This window comes from Streptomyces sp. NPDC013157 (genome assembly GCF_042899865.1).
Lineage (GTDB): Bacteria > Actinomycetota > Actinomycetes > Streptomycetales > Streptomycetaceae > Streptomyces.
On sequence record NZ_JBIBAK010000003.1, the window covers coordinates 74274 to 95548 of the forward strand.

Genomic DNA, 21275 nt, shown 5'->3' on the forward strand with positions numbered 1-21275 from the left:
GGGAAGGAGTTGATTCTCTTGCCGCCCCCCTTGCTCGCCCTGCACGGCGTGCGCAAGCGCTTCGGCGTCGTCGAGGTCCTCCGGGACATCGAGCTGGAGATCCACGCCGGGCAGGTCCTCGCCCTGCTCGGCGACAACGGAGCCGGCAAGTCCACGCTGGTCAAGGTGATCTCCGGGGTGGCTCCCGCGGACAGAGGGAGCATCGAGTGGGAGGGCCGGGCCGTTCAGATACGGCGTCCCCAGGAAGCCCGGGACCTCGGCATAGCCACCGTCTACCAGGACCTGGCGCTGTGCGGAAACCTCGATGTCGTTGGCAACCTCTTCCTCGGACGGGAGATCCGCAGGTTCGGCTTCCTCGACGAGGTGGAGATGGAGCGCCGCACCAGGCAGTTGCTGGAGCGCCTGACCCGGAGTGTCCCCGCTCTGCGCGGTCCGCTGGTGTCACTGTCCAGTGGCCAGCGGCAGACCGTCGCCATCGCCCGCTCGCTGCTCGGCGATCCGCGCGTCCTTCTTCTGGACGAACCGACCGCGGCGCTGGGGTTCGAGCAGACCACCGAGGTCCTCGACCTCGTCGACCGTCTCCGTGACCACGGCCTGGGGATCCTGCTCATCAGCCACAACATGGGCGATGTGAAGGCCCTCGCGGACCGGGCCGCCGTGCTGCGGCTCGGCCGCAACAACGGCTTCTTCGACGTGAGCACCACCTCCCAGGAGCAGATCATCTCCTCCATCACGGGCGCCACGGACAACCCGCCCCGCCGGCCGGCCCACCCCGAGGCGGAGAGCGATGCCTGACATACCGGACGGGACGAGGGCCGCTCCCGCAGCCGCCACCGCAGAAGCCCGTCAGCACCGTGCCGGGAGGGCCGTCACCCGCGCCGTGGCGGCCTGGATCACCGTCCGGCGGAGCAGGCTGAGCGCCGGTGAACTGGGCCACCTTCCCGTCACCCTCGTCCTCGCCGCGGTCTGGATCGTCTTCCAGTGCATCGACTCCGCCTTCCTCTCCCCCCGCAACCTGTCCAACCTCAGCGTGGACATCGTCGGTACGGGTCTCATCGCGGTCGGCATCGTCTTCGTGCTGCTGCTCGGTGAACTCGACCTGTCGGTCGGCTCGATCAGCGGGTTCGCCGCCGCGGTCTTCGCCGTGCTCAGCGTCGACAACGGCGTGCCGGAATGGCTTGCCCTGATCGCCGCGGTGCTGACGGGCACCGTGGCGGGGACCGTCCAGGGGTACTCCGTCGCCAGGACCCGGGTGCCGGCCTTCGTGGTCACCCTCGCCGGGCTGCTGACGTGGAACGGCCTCATGCTCGCCGTCCTCGGCACCAGCGGCACCGTCAACCTCGACGAGAACGGGCTCATCGCCCACCTGACCAGCTACTACTTCACCAACGCCGGCGTCGCCTATGCGGTGGCGGCATTCGCCACGGCTCTGGTCTTCCTCGACGCCTACCTGAACAGGCGCCGCCGCAGGGCCGTCGGAATGCCACACCGCCCGCTGCACGCCATCGGGGTGCGCACCGGAGCAGTGGCGGTGATCGCGTTCGCCTCCGCCTACGTGCTGAACCAGTTCCAGGGCCTGCCGCTGGCTCTGCTGATCTTCCTCGCCGTGGTGGCGGGCCTCGACATCATGCTCCGCCGCACGCACTACGGACGGCAGGTCTACGCGCTGGGGAGCAGCGTCGAGGCGTCCCGTCGCGCCAGCCTCAACGTGACCGGCGTACAGACGGCCGTGCTCGCGGTCTCCGGCACCCTGGCGGCGACCGGCGGCCTGTTCCTGGCCTCGCGCATCACGTCGGTGAGCCAGAACTCCGGCTCCGGTGTCCTCCTGCTGAACGCCATCGCCGCCGCCGTCATCGGCGGCACCAGCCTGTTCGGGGGCCGCGGTACGACCTGGTCCGCGGTGCTCGGCATGCTGGTCATCCAGTCGATCGCCTCGGGCATGGCCCTCACCGACACGCCCACCGCCGTCCAGCTGGTGATCACGGGTGGGGTGCTCTTCGCCGCGGTGGTCCTCGACTCGCTGTCCCGGCACACGCAGCAGGCGCACGGGCGCGCCTGATCGTGACGAATTAGTAGATATAATGACAAATGTTTTCACATGCATGTGGAAGTACCGATGAGGTTGAGATCCGTCCTCTGCTCCGCTGCTTCCGCCCTCTCGGCACTGGCGCTGCTCAGCGCCTGCAGCGGCGGCAGCAGCACGGCCACGCCGGGCGACGGCAAGCCGCTGGTCGGCGTCGACTACCCGCGCTCCGACACCGACTTCTGGTACGCGTACATCACCTACACACCGGAGTACGCCAAGCGGTACGGCCTCTCGCTCAGGACCACCAACTCGCAGAACGATGTGGCCAAACTCGCCGCCAACACGCAGACGCTCATCCTCCAGGGCGCCAAGGGCATCGCGATGGCCCCGCAGAGCACGTTTGCCATCGCGCCGATCCTGGCGCAGTTGCGGGCGGCGAAGATCCCGGTCGTCACCATCGACACCCGCCCTGACACCGGCAGGGTCTACATGGTGGTCCGCGCGGACAACCGCGCCTACGGCGAGAAGGCGTGCAAGTACCTGGGCACCAAGCTGGGCGGCAAGGGCAAGGTCGTGATGCTGGAGGGCGACCTCGCGTCGGTCAACGGCCGAGACCGCACCGAGGGATTCAACGACTGCATGAAGAGGAACTACCCGGGGATCAAGGTGTTCGGCGAGACCACCGACTGGGACGGCGCCGTCGCCGCGCAGAAGCTCCAGACCGACCTGACGGCCCACCCCGACATCAAGGGCGTCTACATGCAGTCCAGCCTGGCCCTGTCCGGCACGCTCCAGGTGCTGAGGCAGGAAGGGCTGCTGGTCGGCCCGAAGGACAGGAGACACGTGTTCGTCGTCTCCAACGACGGCATTCCCAGGGAACTCGAGAACATCTCCGAGGGCCACATCGACGCCACCGTGTCCCAGCCGGCCGACCTGTACGCCAAGTACGCCCTGTACTACCTGAAGGCTGCGATCGACGGAAAGACGTTCAAGCCCGGCAGGACCGACCATCACAGCACCATCGTTCGGATCCGCGACGGGCTTCTGGAGGACCAGCTCTCCGCCCCGCTCGTCACCGTCGACGGTGGCACGTACGGCGGCGTCCCCAGCCTCAAGAGCACCGACCCCTCGTTGTGGGGCCACAGCCTCGGCTGACACCGCCGCCACCACTGTCGTCGCCCACGAGAAGGAAACCCGGTGCGTACCGGCCGAATTCATAGGCGGTGTTGCGTTCACCGATGCACCCGGCCGGGTACACCGTCACACCCGCAGCGGTCATCAGGCCGTCCGTCAGCTTCCACGGCGCTCCACCGATCCAGCCTCGGCTGCCGCACCAGGCCGGAGAACGGACACGGTCACCGGACCTCAGGCGGACGGCCGGCGCCGCGTTCAGCGGACAGCCGGCCGATGGCGCGGGCCGTACTTTTTGAGGAACCCTCCGCGTCTGTGCCGGCATGCCGTCGAACCTCCGGGTCCGGCTACCGTCCGCAAGCCGCCGGCGGAACGTCCGCCCCGTGCCGGGCGTGGGCTTCGACACCCGACAGGAGCACACATGGCCACTACGGTCGACGCCGTCGTCGTCGGGTCCGGGGTGAACGGCCTGGTCGCCGCCGCCGAACTCGCGAAGGCGGGCTGGTCGGTCGCCCTCGTCGAGCGCGCGGACCGGCTGGGCGGCTTCATCGCCACCGAGGAACGTACGGTGCCCGGATACCTGCACGACACGTACTCCTCCTGGCATCCGCTGTTCGTCTCGGGCCCGCGTACGCCGCGCTCGGCGCCGACCTGTACCGGCACGGCCTGCGCTACCTCAACGCCGACGCGTTCGTCACCGGCACGGTCGCGGACGACGGCCGGGTGGTTCTGGCCCACCGTGATCCGGAGGCGACCGCGGCGGCGTTCACCCACCCGGAGGACGGCACCGCCTACCTCGCGATGCTGCAGCGCTTCCTCGACAACGCCGACGCGATCGGGGGCTTCCTGGGCAGCGAACCGCGTTCTCCCCGGGTGGTGCGCCACGCGGTCGAGCTGCTGCGCCACGAGAAGCCGACCGGTACGGAGGCCTGGCTGCGGGACACGGTCACCAGCGGTCGCTCCTACTGCCGCCGCGCGTTCCACGGGGACGAGGCGGATCTGCTGTGGGTGCCCTGGCTGCTGCATGCCGGGCTGTCGCCCGACCACGCCTCCGGTGCGCCGATGCTCCCGATCCTGGCCGCGACCGTGCACGGTTTCGGCCTGCCGGTGGTGGCGGGCGGGGCCGGACGCTTCGTGGACGCGTTCCGGGCACTGCTCGCCGAGCTGCGGGCGGACGTCCGTACCGGACACACCGTGGAGCGTGTGGTGGTCAACGGCGACGGGCGTGCCGTCGGCGTCGTCTGCGGCGGTGAGACCCTGCTCGCCCGCCGCGCCGTCCTGGCCTCCGTCACCCCGTCGGCGCTGTACGGCGAGCTGCTGCCCGCCGACGCCCGCGTGCCTTCCGCGGTCCACGCGCAGGCCGGCCGGTTCCGGCACGGGCGAGCCGCGATGCAGATCCACGTCGCGCTCTCCGCGCCGCTGACCTGGAACGACGACCGCCTGGCCGGAGTTCCGCTGCTGCATCTCAGCGACGGTTCGGCGAGCACCGGCATCGCCTGTGCCGAGGCGGAGGCGGGTCTGCTGCCGCGTCGGCCGACGGTCGTCGTGGGGCAGCAGCACGTGCTGGATCCCTCGCGGGTTCCGCAGGGCGGCGCGGCGCTCTGGCTGCAGCTCCAGGAGCTGCCCTTCACGCCGGCCGGGGACGCCGGGGAGGAACTCGACGTGTCCGGTGGCTGGACGAAGGAGCTGGCGCAGGGGTACGCCCGCCGGGTGCTGGCCCGGGTCGCACGGCACGCCCCCGATCTGCCGGACAAGCTGCTCGCCTTCGACGTCCTCACGCCCACCGACCTGCAGGCGGCCAACCCCGACGCGGTCGCCGGTGATCCGTACGGCGGCTCGGCCGAGCTGGACCAGAACCTGCTGTGGCGCCCGTTGCCGGCCGCTTCCCGGCACGCGACGCCGGTGCCCGGACTGTGGCACATCGGCGCCTCGACGCACCCCGGCCCGGGGCTCGGCGGCGGATCCGGCCATCTCGCCGCCCGGCAGCTGCTGCGCCGGGGCCGCCGCTCGCGTGGGCACTGACGTCGTCGCCATGATGCAGGGAAGCGCTTTGGTCGTCGCCGGAGAGATCTCTCGGGTGACGACCGGGGCGGATGTCGTTCTCCCGCGAGAACCCGGAGGTTCAGGTCGTGGCGGGCCGGACGAGGCGTTCGTCGGGGATGACCGCGACCCCGAGGATCTCGATCAGGGCCTCGGGCTGCCACAGGCCCGTGGTGCCGATGCCGGCCATCGCCGGATAGACCGGCCCCGCGAGCTCGCGCCACACCGCCCCGATCTCCCGGCCGTGCGCCTGGTAGTCGGGGATGTCGGTCAGGTAGAGCGTGATGCTCACCAGGTCCTCCGGGACGCCGCCGGCCTCCTTCAGCGTGGCGAGGATGTTCCCGAACGCCTGCCTGAACTGCTCGACGATGCCACCGGGAACGATCTTCATGTTTTTGTCTAGAGCGGTCTGACCGCCCAGGTAGAGCGTGTTGCCGCTGAGCGTTCCGTGCGAGTAGCCGCTGGGCTTGGGCAAGGACGCGGGGTTGACCGGAACCGGGGCGGAGTTGGTCGCCATGGAGAGCTCCTGCGGGGCGTTGCCGGGGCTGTGTCGGGCCTGTGCTGTCTGGCGCCACACCGTAGCATCTATTGACAGAGATGTGACGCTCGCGGAAATAATGAAATATCCGAGGGGGCGCGCAGCGCCGAAGAGAGAGAAGAACCCATGCGTCTTTCCACCGTCGCCCACGCCGCCGGTACCAGCGCCGCGGTGCTCGACGGCAGCGTCTGGCGCGCGCTGCCGGCCGCCGACCTGTCGGCCCTGCTGGCGACGGTGCCGGTCCGGCGGGCCGCCGATCTGGCCGGGGGCGCTCTGGCCAACGCCGTTCCGGTGCTGCCGCTGCCCGCTCCGGGCAAGGTGATCTGCTGCGGGCTGAACTACGCCGACCACATCCGGGAGACGGGGCGCGAGCTGCCGTCGTACCCCACGCTCTTCCCGAAGTACGCGGACACCCTCGCCGGTCCCGATGCCGACATCGTGCTGCCGGCCGGCCTCCGGGTGGACTGGGAGGCCGAGCTGGCCGTGGTGGTCGGTGCCACCCTGCGCCGCGCCGACCGGGCCACCGCGCTGGCAGGGATCGCCGGGTACACCGTGGCGAACGACATCTCGGTGCGCGACTGGCAGTACCGCACCCTGGAGTGGTTCCAGGGGAAGGCGTGGGACGCCTCCACCCCCGTCGGCCCCGTGGTCGTGACCCCGGACGAGGTCGACCCGGCCGCGGGCCTGGAGGTGATCTGCCGGGTCAACGGCGAGGAGGTCCAGCGGGACACCACGAAGACGCTGGTGTTCGACGCCGCCGACCTGCTCGCGTACATCTCCACCTTCACCGTGCTGCGCCCCGGCGACCTCGTGCTGACCGGCACGCCCGGCGGCGTCGGAGTGGCCCGGGAGCCCCAGCGCTTCCTCGCCGACGGAGACGTCGTGGAGACCGAGATCCCCGGCATCGGCACGCTGCGCAACACCGTGCGATTCACCGGCTGAGGCCCCGCCCCTCCACCGACGCAGCGCCCGCTGACACCCGCCCACCCACCGACGAGGAGCCCTCATGAACCCCGATCCCAGTCAGTACGTCCCCGGTCAGCAGGTCCCCGGTCAGTACGTCCTCGACGGCGACAACTCGATGTACGCCACCGAGAGCGGTCTGGTGGTACCGGTCGTCACGCGGGGCGGCAGCGAACCCGGTGACACGGGGCAGTCCGCCGGCGCCACCCGGATCTCGGGTGTGAGCATCCAGCACACCCCGGCGACCAGGATCTGGTTCGGCAAGGTCCACAACGACGGCGGCTACCGCTCGGTGCCCCACCACCACGGCGAGGCCGAGACCGGCGGCTATGTGCTCTCCGGCCGGGCCCGGATCTACTTCGGCGCGAAGTTCGAGGACTACATCGACATGGCGGAGGGCGACTGGGTGTTCGTCCCGCCGTTCCTGCCCCACGTCGAGTGCAACCTCGACCGCAACAACCCGCTGACCTGGATGACGACCCGTACCCCGGAGAACATCGTGGTCAACCTCCCCCAGGTCGCGGACGCGGACCTGCGCGACTGGACGGACCGCCCCTGATGACCGACACCACCTCCGAGGTCTTCACGGCCGCCGTCACCCTCGCCCCCGCCGAGGCCGAGCGTTTCGACCTCGCCTTCACCGCGGTCACCCAGCCCTGCCCGTGGCCCAAGGCGTACGGCGGCGACCTGGTCGCCCAGGCCGCCGCGGCGGCGATGAAGTCCGTCGACGACGGCAAGACGCTGCACTCCATGCACTCCTACTTCATGCGCCCCGCCGACATCGGTGCCGAGGTCCGCTACGAGGTGGAGCTGCTGCGCGACGGCCGTGGCTACGCGACCCGGCAGGTGCGCGGATACCAGAACGGCAAGCCGCTCTACGTCTGTCTGGCCAACTTCGCCGCCGGCGAGCCCGGCGGGACCTACGCCGAGGGCCTGCCCGACTGGCTGGAGGCCTCGGGCCTGCCCGGACCCGAGAAGCTGCCCGGCTCCGCCGAGTACCTCGCCGGGCGGACCGGCGGCACGATGACCGAGGTCTCCAAGGACTACTGGTGCGGCGGCCGGGGCTTCGACATGCGTCATGTGCCGGGCCCGGTCTACCTCGACGTGGAGGGCGAGCGGAAGCCCCACCAGGCGGTCTGGGTCAGGCCGTTCGACGCCCTGCGGCCGGTCGACGGGCTCACCGACGCGCAGCGGGACACCGCCGCCCTCGCCTACGTCTGCGACTACACGATCCTGGAGCCGGTGCTCCGCGTCCTCGACCTGCCCTGGGCACGGGAAGGACTGGTCACCGCCAGCCTCGACCACGCGATGTGGTTCCACCGGGCGCCGCGGGCGGGTGTGGTGGACGGCTGGCTGCTCTACGCCCAGGAGGCGGTCGCGGCCGACGACGGCAGGGGGGTCGCCGCCGGGCGCTTCTTCACCCCCGACGGCACCCACCTGGCCACCGTCGTCCAAGAGGGAATGATCCGCGCCGGCGCCGGAGGTCACCGATGACCCTGTCGCCGTCCGGGCACACCGACACCTTCGCCCGCGACCATCTGCCGCCGGCCGGGCAGTGGCCGGTGCTGGAGTTCACCACCGAGGCGCTCCGGTACCCGGAACGCCTCAACGCCGCCGTCGAGCTGATCGACGCTCCGGTGGCAGCCTTCGGCCCCGACCGGCCCGCGCTGCGCACCCCCGAGGGTGACGTCTGGACCTACGGCGAGCTCCGGCGGCGAGTCGACCAGATCGCCCAGGTGCTCACCGAGGACCTCGGGCTGGTGCCCGGCAACCGGGTGCTGCTGCGCTCCCCCAACACCCCCTGGACCGTCGCCGCGTGGCTGGGCGTGGTCAAGGCCGGCGGGATCGTCGTCACCACCATGGCCGTGCTGCGGGCCGGCGAGCTCGCGCCCGTCGTGGCGAAGACCCGGCCCACCGTCGCGCTGGTCGACCACCGCTTCCTCGACGACGTGTTCGCCGTGCGGGAGTCGGTCGCGCCGGACCTGGTCGTCGTGCCGTACGGCGGTGACACCGCCGACGACCTGAGCAACCGGGTCGAGACGAAGGCGGGCCGGTTCGCCGCGGCCGACACCGCCGCGGACGACGTCGCGTTGTTCGGGCCGACGTCCGGCACCACGGGCGTCCCGAAGATCACCACCCACTTCCACCGCGACATCCTGTCGATCGACAACACCTTCGGGAAGCACACGCTCCGGCTGCTCCCCGACGACCTGGTCGCGTGCACCGCCCCGCTCGCCTTCACCTTCGGCCTCGGCATGCTGGTCGTCTTCACCCTGCGGGCGGGTGCCTGTGCCTTCCTCACCGAGTCGGTGCCGCCGGCAGGGCTCGCCGACCTCGTCGCCGAGCACGGGGTGACCGTGCTCGCCACCGCCCCGACCGCGTACCAGCAGATCCTCAAGTCCCGGAAGGCGGACCGGCTCACCGGGCTGCGCCGCGCGGTCAGCGCGGGCGAACACATCCCGCAGGGGCTGTGGGAGGAACTGCGCGACCGGCTCGGCCTCCAGGTCATCGACGGGATAGGCGCCACCGAGATGCTGCACATCTTCATCTCGGCCGACGGCGACGACATCCGCCCCGGGGCGACCGGCAAGCCCGTGCCCGGCTACCGCGCCACGATCCTGGCACCGGACGGCACGGAGCTCGGGCCCGGCGCCGAGGGTCTGCTCGGCGTGATCGGCCCGGTCGGCTGCCGCTACCTCGACGACGAGCGGCAGGCCGCCTATGTCCTGAGCGGCTGGAACGTCACCGGTGACACCTTCCTCCGCGACGAGGACGGCTACTTCTGGTACCGGGCGCGCAACGACGGCCTGATCGTGTCGTCCGGGTACAACATCGCCGGCCCCGAGGTGGAGGCCGCCGTCCTCACCCACCCGGACGTCGTGGAGGCGGCCGTCGTCGCGGCGCCGGACGCCGAACGCGGCTCGATCGTCTGCGCGTTCGTCGTACTGCGCGACGGCGTGGCCGGCGACACGGCGACGGCCCGGAGTATCCAGGACCACGTCAAGCAGCAGATCGCGCCGTACAAGTACCCGCGCGACGTGCGCTTCACCGACTCGCTGCCGCGCAACCCCAGCGGCAAGCTCCAGCACTTCAAGCTCCGTCAGCTCGTGCGGGACCAGCTCGTGCAAGACCAGATCGTGCAAGACCAGATCGTGGAGGAGCGGCCATGAGGATCGCTATCGCGGGCGGCGGCCCCGGAGGGCTGTACTTCGCCGCCCTGATGAAGCAGCTGGACCCGGCGCACGAGGTCACCGTCTGGGAGCGCAACGCGCCCGACGACACCTTCGGGTTCGGCGTGGTCTTCTCCGACGAGACCCTCGGCGGCATCGACAACGCCGACGACGTCGTGCACGCCGCGATGGAGCACCGGTTCGCCCGCTGGACGGACATCGACATCGAGGTCGACGGCGAGCGGTTCACCGTAGGCGGCCAGGGCTTCGCGGCGATGAGCCGCAAGGAGCTGCTGCAGATCCTGCAGCGGCGGGCCGCCGAGCTCGGCGTCACCGTCCACTACCGCACCGAGGCCCCCGACGTGGACGAACTGCGCGCCACGCACGACCTGGTGCTGGCCGCCGACGGCCTCAACTCCGCCGTCCGCACCAAGTACGCCGACGTGTTCGGGCCGTCGCTGGACCGGCGGCACAACAAGTACATCTGGCTCGGCACCGACCTGGTCTTCGAGGCGTTCCAGTTCTTCGTCAAGCAGACGGAGTGGGGCACCATGCAGATCCACGGCTACCCCTACTCCGACACCGGCTCGACCTTCATCGTCGAGATGCACGAGGACGTCTGGCGGCGGGCCGGCTTCGACCGGACCGAGGACCAGGTGTTCCCGCCGGGCGTCTCCGACGACCACGCCGTGGGCCGGATCGCGGAGATCTTCGCCGACGAGCTGAAGGGCCACCGGGTCCTCACCAACAACTCGAAGTGGCTGAACTTCACGACGGTCCGCAACGAGCGCTGGTCCGACGGCAACGTGGTGCTGCTCGGCGACGCCGCCCACACCGCCCACTTCTCGATCGGCTCGGGCACCAAGCTCGCCATGGAGGACGCCCTCGCCCTGGCGGCCTGCCTGCACGAGCGCCCGTCGGTCGCCGAGGCGCTGGCCGCCTACGAGGCCGAGCGCAAGCCGGTCGTCGAGTCGACCCAGCGGGCCGCGCAGGCGTCGCTGGAGTGGTTCGAGAACATCGGCATGTACGCGGGCCAGGATCCGGCGCAGTTCGTCTTCAACCTGCTCACCCGCTCGCGGCGCATCACCTTCGAGAACCTCAAGGAGCGCGACGGCGAGTTCGCCGCGCTGATGGAGGCGGAGTTCGCCCGGCACCAGCAGGCTCCCGAGGTGGCTCCGGCGATGTTCCAGCCCGTCCGGATCGGCGCGCTCGAACTGAAGAACCGTGTCATCGTCTCCCCGATGGACATGTACTCCTCGGATGACGGTGTCCCCGGCGACTTCCATCTGGTGCACCTGGGCTCCAAGGCGCTGGGCGGAGCCGGCCTGGTCATGAGCGAGATGGTCTGTGTGTCGCCCGAGGGCCGGATCACGCCGGGCTGCCCCGGGCTGTGGACCGACGAGCAGCGCGACGCCTGGCGCCGGGTCACGGACTTCGTCCACGACCGTACGACCGGGAGGATCGGCCTCCAGCTCGGCCACTCCGGCCGCAAGGGCTCGACCAAGCTCATGTGGGACGGCATGGACGAGCCCCTCGACGAGGGCAACTGGGAGGTGATCGCGCCCTCGGCGCTCCCCTACGGCGCCGGCTGCCATGTGCCCCGGGAAGCGACCCGTGCGGACATGGACAAGGTGGTCGCCGACTTCACCGCCGCCGCCGTGCGCGGCGTGGCGGCCGGCTTCGACCTCATCGAGGTGCACGCCGCCCACGGCTACCTGCTCTCCTCCTTCCTCTCCCCCGTAGCCAACCGGCGCACCGACGAGTACGGCGGCTCCCTGGAGAACCGGCTGCGGTTCCCGCTGGAGGTCTTCGACGCGGTGCGCCGGGCCGTCCCGTCGCACATCCCGGTCACGGTCCGCATCTCGGCGACCGACTGGATGCCGGACGGCAACACCGCGGACGACGCCGTCGACATCGCCCGCGCGTTCATCGAGCACGGCGCGGCCGCCATCGACGTCTCCTCCGGCCAGGTCGCCAAGGACGAGAAGCCGGCCTTCGGCCGCTCCTACCAGACCCCGTTCGCCGACCGGATCCGCCACCAGGTGGCCGGACCCGTGGGGGTGCCGGTGATCGCGGTCGGGGCCATCTCCTCGTACGACGACGTGAACTCGATCCTGCTCGCCGGGCGGGCCGACCTGTGCGCCCTGGGCCGCACCCACCTCTACAACCCGCAGTGGACCCTGCACGCCGCGGCGGAGCAGGAGTACCGCGGGGCCGGTGCGCAGTGGCCGGTGCAGTGGGCGGCGGGCCGGCGCAAGCCGCCCACCTCCCGTACCGACAAGGTCCCGCCCCGGCTGTCGCTGCTGCGCGCGGGAGCCGGCGGCGATGTGCACCTGCGCTGGACCCCGGCCGCGAGCACGGTGCCGTCGTGACCGCCGCGCCCGCGTCCGCGAACGCGGTCGGCGTGTACCGGACGCGCATCGAGTGGATCGACACGGACGCGGCCGGCATCTACCACAACAGCACGGTCGTACGGTTCGTGGAGGCGGCGGAGGCCTCGCTCATGGCCGGGCTCGGCCTCCACGACTACTTCCCGGTGGCGCCCCGCGTCCGTTACGAGGTGGACTTCGAGTCGCCGCTCTTCTTCGGCCAGGACGTGCGCACGGTCGTGGAGCTGGTGCGCATCGGCACCAGCTCGATGACCTTCGCCTTCGAGGTCTGGGGCGAGGAGTTCCGGGGCCGTCCACGCGGCCGGGCCGCGCACGGCCGGTATGTGACCGCGCACATCGGCCGTGACCATGCGGACGGTGCCGTGAGCGTGCCCTGGCCCGAGGAGTGGGTCGCGGCGCTGACCGGGCCCGTTCGATCGACCGGGGCGGTCCGATCATGCGATCCCGGTCCGGCATACTCACTGGAATGAGCGAGACGAAGGGCGACCGGCCCACCACAGCGGCGCGCCGGTCCCGGACCGTGCTCGTGAGTTTTCTCGGTGCGATCGTGCGCAAGATGGGCAACTGGATGCCCATCGCCGGGACGGTCGAGCTGCTGACCGCGTCGGGGCTGGACGCCGCGAGCGTCCGGACGGCGGTGTTCCGGCTCAAGAAGCGCGGCTGGCTGGAGTCGGAGAGCCGGGCGGGCATGCGCGGCTACGCGCTGACCCCGGCCGCGCTGGAGGCGCTGGCCGCCGGTGACGAGGTCATCTGGCACGCCCGGCAGCCGGCCGAACTCGGCGACGGCTGGTGCTTCGTGAACTTCTCCGTGCCCGAGTCGGCCCGCGCGCTGCGCCACCGGTTGACCGGTCACCTGACCTCGCTCGGCTTCGGCAACATCGGTTCCGCGGTCTGGATCGCGCCCGCCCGGATGCTCCCGGCCGCGCAACGCGCCATCGCGGAACTGGACCTCACCGAGCAGTGCGCCGTGTTCGTCGGCGACTACGTCGCCGGGCAGCCGCTGACGGCCATGGTCCGGGGCGGCTGGGACCTCGACGAGATCGACCTGCGCTACCGGGAGTTCATCGGCGCGTACGAGGGTGCGGCGGACCGGCTCACCGAGGCCGCGGTCATCGACGGACGGCACGCCTACGTCACGTACCTCGCCGTGATCGACCACTGGCGCAAGCTTCCGTTCCGCGACCCCGGGCTGCCCCGCGAGGTGCTGCCCGAGAACTGGTCCGGCCCTGCCGCCGTCCAGCTCTTCGAACGCATGGTCACGATACTGGAGGGCCGGGCGCTGGCCCACGCGGCCGCGTACTGGTCCACGTCCTGATCGCCTGCGGCTTCCGGCCCCACCCCGGAGAGCGTCGGCGACGCCGCACGGGTGAGAGCGCGGCGCCGCCGACGCGACGAAGGCGGTGTGCCGCGATGCCGGCTCACCCCGACCGTACGCAAGCCGATGGTCCAACTCCCCGCCGTCGAAGCTGCTTTGGCGAACGGCTTCGACGACCCCCGTACGCTCTGCCCCTGGTGGACCGAACCCGCGGAGACGGAACGTCCGGCGGCCGAGAAGCGCGCAGGGGGAGCCCCTGGTCTTCCACTCCGGCGGCTACCGGCTCGCCGCCGGACATCCGGGCGTGTGACGCGACCTCGCGGGGACCCCGGTACGGGCTCGGGTGGAGTCGGCCAAGGCCGACACACGCGAGCGCGATGCACTGCCCGGGAACCGACGCGCGAGGCCGTGCGGGCGGGCGCGCACATGGCCGTCTTCTTCACCCACCGGGCGTCTGGTGTGGCTTGACCAGACCGCTCTGGTAGGCGATGACGACGAGCTGGGCACGGTCGCGGGCGTGGAGTTTGGCCATGGCGCGCTGGATGTGGCTGCGGACGGTCAGCGGGCTGAGGACCAGGTGTTCGGCGATGTCGGCGTTGGATCTGCCGTACGCGGCCAGGGTCGTGACCTCGCGTTCGCGGTCGGTCAGGGTCTTGACGTCGTCGGTGAGCGCGAGGAAGCCGTCCGTGTCGGGGGCGGCCAGGAAGCGGGTGATGAGGGCCCGCGTGGCGCTGGGCGAGAGCAGGGACTCGCCGGCGGCGACGGTGCGGATGCCCGACAGCAGGACCTCGGGGCTGACGCCCTTGCCGAGGAAGCCGCTCGCGCCGGCGCGCAGGGCCTTGGCCACGTTCTCGTCGTTCTCGAAGGTGGTGAGGACGAGCACGTGGGTCTGTGAGAGTTCCGGCCGGGCGCAGATCGCGGCGGTGGCGGCGACTCCGTCCATGTCCGGCATCCGGATGTCCATGACGACGACGTCGGGACGGTGTTCGACGGCGATCAGCAGGACGACCGCGGCCAGCACTATGCCGATCGATTCGGCCGATCCGCCGGCCGACGCCTGCTCGGCGAGCGCGCTGCCGCCGACCTCGACGGTGAGCCCGGAGTCGCGAACCTGGTCGATCGCCTTCTCGATCGCGCTCTTGTCGGCGTCGGTGAGATCGCCCGCCGCCACCTTGAAGTTCACGGTCGCGTAGGCGGTGGAACCGTCCTTGCTCACCGCCTTCGCCGTGAAGGGGCTCACGGCACCGGCGACCTGAGGCTCGGAGGCGGCCTCCTTGACGAAGGTGTCGATCGCGGCACGATGGCCGGTGGCCGTCACCTTTTCCCCGTCGGGGGCGACGAACACGATCTGCGCGTCGGCGCCGTCGGCGGCCGATCCGGGGAAGCGCTCTCCGATCAGGTCGAACGCCTTCTGCGCCTCGATGCCGGGCATGAAGGACGTGCCGTCGTCCGAGGAGGACGGAGCCGTGGCAGCACCGACGCCGACGGCGCCGAGGATCACCGCCCACAACAACGTGACGAGCCAGCGCCGGCGGAAGGCGGTCCGGCCCAGTCGGTAGAGCAAGGTAGCCACGGGAAACGGGTCTCCAGGTCTGGTTTCGGGTGGACCACCAGAGTGGCCGCGGGACCCGTTCCGAGGCATCGTGCGGCTGCCCGCACTTCCGCCTGGTGACACGGCACCAACCGGCCCGTCCGCCTCATCCTCAGGGAGGAGGCGCCGATGCGGCCCCGGTATGACGTCGGCCCCACGCGTCCCGGCAGCGGCCGGTCAGGGACCCGGACCGCATCCGGCGAAACCTCGTGGCGCAGGCATCTCACCTGTCCGGCTGCCTCACGGCTGGAGGCTCTCCAGGGCCACGGTCAGCATGGCGGTCAGCTCGTCGATGAGAGGGTGCCGGAGACCGGGACGCCGCACCGCGAGGATCTCCCGGTGCAGCGGGGTGACCCCCGGCGGGAGGACGACCCGCTCGACTCCGCCCGTGTCGCCCGCCGCGCTGATGACGGCGGCCGGGATCAGCCCCACCGCCAGCCCGGCCCTGATCATGGCCAGCATGCTGTGCAGGTCCTCGGTCTCCAGCGTCACCTCGGGAGAGATCCCCAGCTCGCCCGCCCAGCGGCGCAGCAGCCTCCGGTCCGGGCTGCGACCGTGCCCCGAGGTCCACGCCGTCCCAAGGCACTCCGCCCATTGCAGCGGACGACCGCCCGGCCGGGCGCCCGCGACCAGGACCAGCGGCTCATGCCCCAGAGAGGTCACGGTCCACTCGGCCGAGGAGGCCGGCGGGTCCTCCGGCAGGTACCGGTAGGCGATCAGCAGATCAAGATCCCCGGACCTGACCTTGGGAAGGCCGGCCTCCGTCTCCACGATCACCAGGCGGACGCGGGCGTCGAGGCCACGGGGCCCGAGCGCCGACAGCAGTTGACTGATCGCGCTGGGGTATGCGCCGACCCGCAGTTCGGCGATCTCACGGTTCGCGATCCCGTCGGCGGCGTCCTGGAACCGTGCGGTCGCCTCGAACAGCGTCCGGGCGGCCTGGGCGAGCGAGCGGCCGGCAGCCGTCAGGATCAGCCGGCTGCCCGAGCGGCGGACGAGCAGCTCGACACCCGTCTCCCGCTCCAGTGCGGCAACATGCTGCGACACCGCGGAAGGAACGTACCCGAGCATCGCGGCCGCGTCGGCCATGGAGCCGCAGTCCACGACCGCCAGGAACGTCGACAGGAGCCTCAGGTCGGGCTGCTTCACCATTCGTGAATTCTCGCATCGCAATTCATCGCTTTACATGCATGCGCGTCCGCGCCAGAGTCGAACCACCGAGGCGGACGGCCACGTGATCGGTGCCGTAGCCCACCAGACCAGTCATCCGCGCGACCACCCTCCCCTGGAGAGCCGAGGACATGCCCATCGATCTGAAGGCGCTGCGCACCGACTTCCCCTCCCTCGACACCGGCCTCGCCTTCTTCGACGGCCCCGGCGGAACCCAGACCCCCCGCCCTGTCGCCGACGCCATCGCGGCGACCCTGACCGGCCCCCTCTCCAACCGGGGTGTCACCAGCCCGTCCGAACTCAACGCGGAGCACGCCGTGGCGGCCTTCCGGGCCGCCTACGCCGACCTGCTCAACGTCCCCGCGGGCGGCGTCGTCCACGGCCGCAGCGCCACTCAGCTCACCTACGACTTCTCCCGTCACCTCGCCAAGGACTGGAAGGGCGGCGACGAGATCGTCCTCAGCCGCCTGGACCACGACTGCAACGTCCGCCCGTGGGTCCAGGCCGCCCAGCGCGCCGGAGTGACCGTCCGCTGGATCGGGATCGATCCCGACACCACGGACCTCGACGTGAGCTCCTTCCAGCGGGTGCTGTCACCGCGAACCCGCCTGGTCGCGCTCACCGCGGCCTCGAACGTACTGGGCACGAAGCCGCCCGTCCGGCAGATCGCCGACCTGGCGCACGAGGCCGGCGCCCTGGTGTACGTGGACGGCGTGCACTACACCGCCCACCACCTCGTCGACGTACCCGCCCTCGGCGCGGACCTGTTCGTCTGTTCCCCCTACAAGTTCCTCGGGCCGCACTGCGGTGTGCTTGCCGGATCTCCCGAACTCCTCGACACCGTCCGGCCGGACAAGCTCCTGCCCTCGCCCGACGGGGTGCCCGAGCGCTTCGAGTTCGGCACCCTGCCCTACGAGATCCTGGCCGGCGCCACCGCCGCCGTGGACTTCCTCGCCGCCGTCGACCCGGGCGCCGCGGTGACCCGCCGCGAACGGCTCACGCACTCGATGGGCTCCCTGCACGGACATGAGCAGACCCTGCGCACCAGGCTGGAGGAGGGCCTGCAGGCCCTCGGAAGCGCCGTCACCCTGCACTCCAGGGCAGCCGACCGCACCCCGACCCTCCTGATGAGCTTCGACGGCCGCGACGCCCGCCAGGCCCAGGCACACCTGGCCGCCCGTGGCGTGGTGGCACCCGCCGGGTCGTTCTACGCATACGAGCCCTTCACCGCCCTCGGACTCGAGGACCCGGCACTGCGCGCCGGCCTCGCGCCGTACAACACCGCCGACGACGTAGACCGGCTCCTCGACGGCCTGTCCGCTTTCATCTGATCTCCTGTGACTTCCTCCGAGGCCGACCCGGTCGTCCTGACGGCGGCGGACCGCCACCGCGGGCGTAGGCCAAGGTGAACGGCGATCCCGGGATCGGTCCACCAGGGCTGATGCAAGGCCGACGCAGTACCAGAGGGGGCCGCACGTGAGCACCGCCGACGCGGCTTCGCCGACCACCCTCGCGGACAAGATCGACGCGCTGTTCCGCATCGTACGGCGTCCCAACCGTGAGCAGTTCAGCCACGAGGAGGTCGCCCGGGCGTGCCGGGAGGCCACCGGGGAGAGCTTCTCCCCCACGTACCTGTGGCAGTTGCGCGCCGGCCGCCGGGACAACCCCACGAAGCGGCACCTCGAAGCGCTCGCCCAGTTCTTCGACGTCTCCGTCGCCTACTTCTTCGACGACGACCAGGGCGCCGCCATCGCCAAGGAACTGGAGCTGCTGGGGGCCCTGCGGGACGCCGGAGTCCGGAGTGTGGCACTGCGGGCGGTGAACCTCTCGCCCGAGCACCTCAGCACGATCAGCGACATGATCGACGTCCTTGCCCGGCGTGAGAGCGCCGGACGCGACCGCACCGACGGCTGACACCCCGGCGCGACGGTGGCGGCACAGCGGTCACGGGGAAGAGGGACAGCGCGTGCGGAGCGGTCGAGGCGACAAGCGCCTGTGGCAACGGTGCCGGGTCCTGGTGGACGACCTCGACCTGCCGACGCCCTTCGACACGGCCCGGTTCGGACCGCTCGTCACCACTGACCGGGCGGACCGCATCCTCTACCCCGCGGACACCACGCCCCTGCACCAGCAGCACATCCAGCTGCACGAGATCGCGCACCTGCTGTGCGGTCACCACGAGACCTCCGCCGCCGCGTCCTCGGCGGCCCAGGTCCTGCTGCCGCACCTCCCGGCGGCACTGGTCCAGCGGGTCCTGGGCCGGACCGTGTACACCGAACCGCAGGAGGAGGAGGCCGAGCCCGTGGCCTCCCTCATCCTGAACCGCGCCGCGCAGCTCGACCGCGCGGCGGAGGGATGACGACATGACGGGTTCGCGCACCGGCCCAGGGGAACGCCTGCAAGCTGGAGAACACAGTCGGCGAGGGGACCGTGAGGAGCCGACCGGTACAGTGCGCGGGACGGCAGCCCGGCCAGAGAGGGGTAGCGTGACCGACACCAGCAACACCCGACCCGCCGACAGGGAAGCGCAGGCTCCGCGCCAGAGCCGGCTGCACCGTCTGATGCGCTACATCCCCCTGATCGCCCCCGTCCTGCTGTGGGCCGTGCCGTGCTGGGTGCTCCTGTACACCGGCCAGCACTGGCCGCTGCCCGTCTCACTGGCCGGCACCGCCCTGTTCGCCCTCGGCCTCGTCGGTATGCCGCTCGCGATGATGCGCGGCCACGGCCGGCGCCAGCAGGACCGCGCGGCAATCGTCGGTGACACCCTGCTGGGCACCAGCTGGGTCCTGTTCACCTGGTCCGTCCTGCTCGGCGTCCTCCTGCGGCTCGCCCTGACCGTGGCCGGCGCCGGCGAGAGTCAGGACCGGGCCCGTATCGTCACGTGGGCCGTCCTCGGCACCACCGCCGTCCTGCTCGCCTGGGGGTACGCCGAGGCCCGCCGCGTGCCGCGCGTGCGCCGGCTCGACGTGCAACTCCCCCGGCTGGGTGCCGGGTTGGACGGCCTCCGCGTCGCCCTCATCACCGACACGCACTACGGCCCGCTCGATCGCGCCCGCTGGTCGGCACGGGTGTGCGAGACGGTGAACACCCTGGAAGCCGACCTGGTCTGCCACACCGGCGACATAGCGGACGGCACGGCCGAACGCCGCCGCGCCCAGGCCGCCCCACTGGGTACCGTGCGCGCCACCCGGGCCCGTGTCTACGTCACCGGCAACCACGAGTACTACAGCGAGGCCCAGGGCTGGGTCGACCTGATGGACGAGCTGGGCTGGGAACCGCTGCGCAACCGCCACCTGCTGCTCGAACGCGGCGGCGACACCCTCGTGGTCGCCGGTGTGGACGACGTCACCGCCGAGTCCTCCGGCCTGGCAGGCCACCGCGCCCACCTCGCCGGAGCCCTGGACGGCGCCGACCCCGACCTGCCCGTCCTGCTCCTGGCACACCAGCCCAAGTTCGTCGACCGGGCGGCCGCCCACGGCGTCGACCTCCAGCTCTCCGGCCACACCCACGGCGGCCAGATCTGGCCCTTCCACCACCTGGTCCGCATCGACCAGCCCGCCCTCGCCGGCCTCAGCCGCCACGGCACCCGCACCCTCCTCTACACCAGCCGCGGCACCGGCTTCTGGGGCCCCCCGTTCCGCGTCTTCGCCCCCAGCGAGATCACCCTGCTCGTACTCCGCGCCCCGCACCCGCCCACCTCGGCATAGCACCGGGCGGTCTTCAGCTGCCGAACACGTCGACCGTCCGGGACAGATGACGTTCCCTCACCCGCCGGTCCCACCTGTGTGCCCGTGAAGGTGGACGCGGACGGCGGGTGTCCTGCCGGAGCCGGGCGGCGGTCGTGGACGGCGGCCCTGGGCACCAGCCCGTTTTCCCGGGGCGGCGCGGGGATACGGGCGGCGAACGGGCGGTCGTCGGTCAGGGAGCGGGCACCGTGGTTCCGCGCCGTGGGGCGCTCCAGCGCGCCGTACAGGCACTTCCCCCTCCGGAAAACGGGCACATTCGGTCACGAACCGCGCTACGTCGAAGCTGGCCAGTACGCGCCATCGCCTTGTACAAATTTGGCCACCGGAGGCCGATCGGGCCGGACTCCGCGAAATCAGCCGGCGCGGGCACAGCGCGCAGAGCCGTGGAACAGAGCCGTGAGACGGAGGTGCCGCCGTGGACGCCGAGGAACGAAGACGCGGAATCCTGGCAACCGCACGCCGCTCGGGATCCGTCGACGTCGGCAGGCTCGCCGCCGATCTCGGGGTGTCCAGGGAAACCGTGCGACGGGATCTGAACCTCCTGGAGACCCACGGGCTGGTCCGTCGTACCCACGGCGGTGCCCACCCTGTCGAGAGCGCGGGTTTCGAGACCACACTCGCCTTCCGTACCACCGAACACATCCCCGAGAAGTCCAGGATCGCGACCGCCGCGGCCGCCCTGCTCGGGGACGCCGAGACCATCTACCTCGACGAGGGCTACACCCCGCAGCTCATCGCCGCCGCCCTCCCCCGCGACCGGCCACTGACCGTGGTCACCTCGTCGCTGGCCACCGCGGGTGACCTGGCCGCGGCGGAGAACATCACCGTCCTGCTGCTCGGCGGCCGGGTGCGTGGCGGGACGCTGGCCACGGTCGACCACTGGGCGCGCCGCATGCTCCGCGACTTCGTCATCGACCTGGCGTACGTCGGCGCGAACGGCATCTCCCGCCAGTGGGGCCTGACCACCCCCGATCCCTCGGTCGGCGAGGTGAAGGCCGAGGTCATGCGTATCGCCAGACGCCGGGTGTTCTCCGGCGTCCACACCAAGTTCGGCGCCGTGAGCTTCTGCCGGTTCGCGAACGTCACGGACTTTGAAGCCATCGTGACCGACACGGGGCTGCATTCGTCCGAGGCCCGCCGCTACGCCCTGCTGGGTCCCCAGGTCATCCAGGCCTGAGCCGCACCGCACGTTCAA

The 21275-nt window shown here is 71.3% G+C and carries 19 protein-coding genes and 1 pseudogene; 17 read left to right on the forward strand and 3 right to left on the reverse strand.

The window, feature by feature from the left end; translation table 11 throughout:
• Positions 1–9: 9 nt before the first annotated feature.
• The 5 genes and pseudogenes from ACFY6U_RS10455 to ACFY6U_RS10475 all read left to right on the forward strand — a co-directional run bounded on the left by ACFY6U_RS10455 (position 10) and on the right by ACFY6U_RS10475 (position 5179).
• Entirely contained in the window at positions 10–795 is a 786-nt protein-coding gene (locus ACFY6U_RS10455; RefSeq protein WP_390036703.1) for an ATP-binding cassette domain-containing protein, read from the forward strand.
• Complete coding sequence (locus ACFY6U_RS10460; protein ID WP_390036705.1) at positions 788–2059, forward strand: sugar ABC transporter permease; 1272 nt, start codon at positions 788–790, stop codon at positions 2057–2059. The genes ACFY6U_RS10455 and ACFY6U_RS10460 overlap by 8 nt, the downstream gene beginning before the upstream one ends.
• A gap of 57 nt (positions 2060–2116) precedes the next feature.
• The gene (locus ACFY6U_RS10465; protein ID WP_390036707.1) at positions 2117–3181 is read left to right on the forward strand and encodes a sugar ABC transporter substrate-binding protein; all 1065 of its coding nucleotides are present in this window, start codon (positions 2117–2119) and stop codon (positions 3179–3181) included.
• A gap of 397 nt (positions 3182–3578) precedes the next feature.
• Positions 3579–3704, forward strand: a pseudogene (locus tag ACFY6U_RS10470) (FAD-dependent oxidoreductase); the annotation flags it as partial.
• 176 nt (positions 3705–3880) lie between these two features.
• On the forward strand, positions 3881–5179 hold the full coding sequence (locus ACFY6U_RS10475) for a phytoene desaturase family protein (protein ID WP_390036709.1): 1299 nt from the start codon (positions 3881–3883) through the stop codon (positions 5177–5179).
• 100 nt (positions 5180–5279) lie between these two features.
• On the opposite strand, the gene ACFY6U_RS10480 is transcribed toward ACFY6U_RS10475, so the two are convergent.
• Positions 5280–5714, reverse strand: coding sequence for a RidA family protein (locus tag ACFY6U_RS10480; RefSeq protein ID WP_390036711.1), 435 nt, complete (start codon positions 5712–5714; stop codon positions 5280–5282).
• 147 nt (positions 5715–5861) lie between these two features.
• On the opposite strand from ACFY6U_RS10480, the gene ACFY6U_RS10485 reads away from it, so the two are divergent.
• From ACFY6U_RS10485 to ACFY6U_RS10515, 7 genes are all read left to right on the forward strand, one after another.
• Positions 5862–6677: a fumarylacetoacetate hydrolase family protein gene (locus tag ACFY6U_RS10485; RefSeq protein ID WP_390036713.1), complete on the forward strand. Its 816-nt coding sequence runs from the start codon at positions 5862–5864 to the stop codon at positions 6675–6677.
• A 64-nt stretch (positions 6678–6741) separates the two neighbouring features.
• A complete protein-coding gene (locus ACFY6U_RS10490) occupies positions 6742–7257 on the forward strand; it encodes a cupin domain-containing protein (RefSeq protein WP_351485929.1) in 516 nt (171 codons plus the stop codon).
• Entirely contained in the window at positions 7257–8192 is a 936-nt protein-coding gene (locus ACFY6U_RS10495; protein WP_390036717.1) for an acyl-CoA thioesterase, read from the forward strand. The genes ACFY6U_RS10490 and ACFY6U_RS10495 overlap by 1 nt, the downstream gene beginning before the upstream one ends.
• Entirely contained in the window at positions 8189–9868 is a 1680-nt protein-coding gene (locus ACFY6U_RS10500; protein ID WP_390036719.1) for an AMP-binding protein, read from the forward strand. Before ACFY6U_RS10495 ends, ACFY6U_RS10500 begins: the two co-directional genes overlap by 4 nt.
• Entirely contained in the window at positions 9865–12240 is a 2376-nt protein-coding gene (locus tag ACFY6U_RS10505; RefSeq protein WP_390036721.1) for a bifunctional salicylyl-CoA 5-hydroxylase/oxidoreductase, read from the forward strand. Before ACFY6U_RS10500 ends, ACFY6U_RS10505 begins: the two co-directional genes overlap by 4 nt.
• Positions 12237–12728, forward strand: a complete 492-nt coding sequence (locus tag ACFY6U_RS10510; protein WP_390036723.1) for an acyl-CoA thioesterase — start codon at positions 12237–12239, stop codon at positions 12726–12728. The genes ACFY6U_RS10505 and ACFY6U_RS10510 overlap by 4 nt, the downstream gene beginning before the upstream one ends.
• Positions 12725–13573 carry a PaaX family transcriptional regulator C-terminal domain-containing protein gene (locus ACFY6U_RS10515; RefSeq protein ID WP_390036725.1) on the forward strand — a complete coding sequence of 283 codons (849 nt, stop codon included), beginning with the start codon at positions 12725–12727 and terminating at the stop codon, positions 13571–13573. Before ACFY6U_RS10510 ends, ACFY6U_RS10515 begins: the two co-directional genes overlap by 4 nt.
• A 439-nt stretch (positions 13574–14012) precedes the next feature.
• Here the strand turns inward: ACFY6U_RS10515 and ACFY6U_RS10520 are convergent, their stop codons facing one another.
• The gene (locus ACFY6U_RS10520) at positions 14013–15215 is read right to left on the reverse strand and encodes an MMPL family transporter (protein ID WP_390036727.1); all 1203 of its coding nucleotides are present in this window, start codon (positions 15213–15215) and stop codon (positions 14013–14015) included.
• A 189-nt stretch (positions 15216–15404) separates the two neighbouring features.
• On the reverse strand, positions 15405–16316 hold the full coding sequence (locus ACFY6U_RS10525; RefSeq protein WP_390036729.1) for a LysR family transcriptional regulator: 912 nt from the start codon (positions 16314–16316) through the stop codon (positions 15405–15407).
• A 149-nt stretch (positions 16317–16465) separates the two neighbouring features.
• Between ACFY6U_RS10525 and ACFY6U_RS10530 the strand changes: the two genes are divergently transcribed.
• From ACFY6U_RS10530 to ACFY6U_RS10550, 5 genes are all read left to right on the forward strand, one after another.
• Positions 16466–17665, forward strand: a complete 1200-nt coding sequence (locus ACFY6U_RS10530) for a cysteine desulfurase-like protein (RefSeq protein ID WP_390036731.1) — start codon at positions 16466–16468, stop codon at positions 17663–17665.
• A 145-nt stretch (positions 17666–17810) separates the two neighbouring features.
• A complete protein-coding gene (locus tag ACFY6U_RS10535) occupies positions 17811–18248 on the forward strand; it encodes an XRE family transcriptional regulator (RefSeq protein WP_390036733.1) in 438 nt (145 codons plus the stop codon).
• Between the two features lie 52 nt (positions 18249–18300).
• Positions 18301–18693 carry a ParH-like protein gene (locus ACFY6U_RS10540; RefSeq protein WP_390036735.1) on the forward strand — a complete coding sequence of 131 codons (393 nt, stop codon included), beginning with the start codon at positions 18301–18303 and terminating at the stop codon, positions 18691–18693.
• 127 nt (positions 18694–18820) lie between these two features.
• Positions 18821–20041 carry a metallophosphoesterase gene (locus ACFY6U_RS10545; protein WP_390036737.1) on the forward strand — a complete coding sequence of 407 codons (1221 nt, stop codon included), beginning with the start codon at positions 18821–18823 and terminating at the stop codon, positions 20039–20041.
• Positions 20042–20495: 454 nt separating this feature from the next.
• Positions 20496–21257, forward strand: a complete 762-nt coding sequence (locus ACFY6U_RS10550) for a DeoR/GlpR family DNA-binding transcription regulator (protein WP_390036739.1) — start codon at positions 20496–20498, stop codon at positions 21255–21257.
• Positions 21258–21275 lie beyond the last annotated feature (18 nt).

What these genes read in the sequence shown, in the direction of transcription:
- ACFY6U_RS10480 (WP_390036711.1), bottom strand. Translation starts at nt 5,714, where the DNA reads ATGGCGACCAACTCCGCCCCGGTTCCGGTCAACCCCGCGTCCTTGCCC.
- ACFY6U_RS10460 (WP_390036705.1), top strand. Translation starts at nt 788, where the DNA reads ATGCCTGACATACCGGACGGGACGAGGGCCGCTCCCGCAGCCGCCACC.
- ACFY6U_RS10495 (WP_390036717.1), top strand. Translation starts at nt 7,257, where the DNA reads ATGACCGACACCACCTCCGAGGTCTTCACGGCCGCCGTCACCCTCGCC.
- ACFY6U_RS10505 (WP_390036721.1), top strand. Translation starts at nt 9,865, where the DNA reads ATGAGGATCGCTATCGCGGGCGGCGGCCCCGGAGGGCTGTACTTCGCC.
- ACFY6U_RS10490 (WP_351485929.1), top strand. Translation starts at nt 6,742, where the DNA reads ATGAACCCCGATCCCAGTCAGTACGTCCCCGGTCAGCAGGTCCCCGGT.
- ACFY6U_RS10465 (WP_390036707.1), top strand. Translation starts at nt 2,117, where the DNA reads ATGAGGTTGAGATCCGTCCTCTGCTCCGCTGCTTCCGCCCTCTCGGCA.
- ACFY6U_RS10530 (WP_390036731.1), top strand. Translation starts at nt 16,466, where the DNA reads ATGCCCATCGATCTGAAGGCGCTGCGCACCGACTTCCCCTCCCTCGAC.
- ACFY6U_RS10500 (WP_390036719.1), top strand. Translation starts at nt 8,189, where the DNA reads ATGACCCTGTCGCCGTCCGGGCACACCGACACCTTCGCCCGCGACCAT.
- ACFY6U_RS10485 (WP_390036713.1), top strand. Translation starts at nt 5,862, where the DNA reads ATGCGTCTTTCCACCGTCGCCCACGCCGCCGGTACCAGCGCCGCGGTG.
- ACFY6U_RS10515 (WP_390036725.1), top strand. Translation starts at nt 12,725, where the DNA reads ATGAGCGAGACGAAGGGCGACCGGCCCACCACAGCGGCGCGCCGGTCC.
- ACFY6U_RS10520 (WP_390036727.1), bottom strand. Translation starts at nt 15,215, where the DNA reads ATGCCTCGGAACGGGTCCCGCGGCCACTCTGGTGGTCCACCCGAAACC.
- ACFY6U_RS10525 (WP_390036729.1), bottom strand. Translation starts at nt 16,316, where the DNA reads ATGGTGAAGCAGCCCGACCTGAGGCTCCTGTCGACGTTCCTGGCGGTC.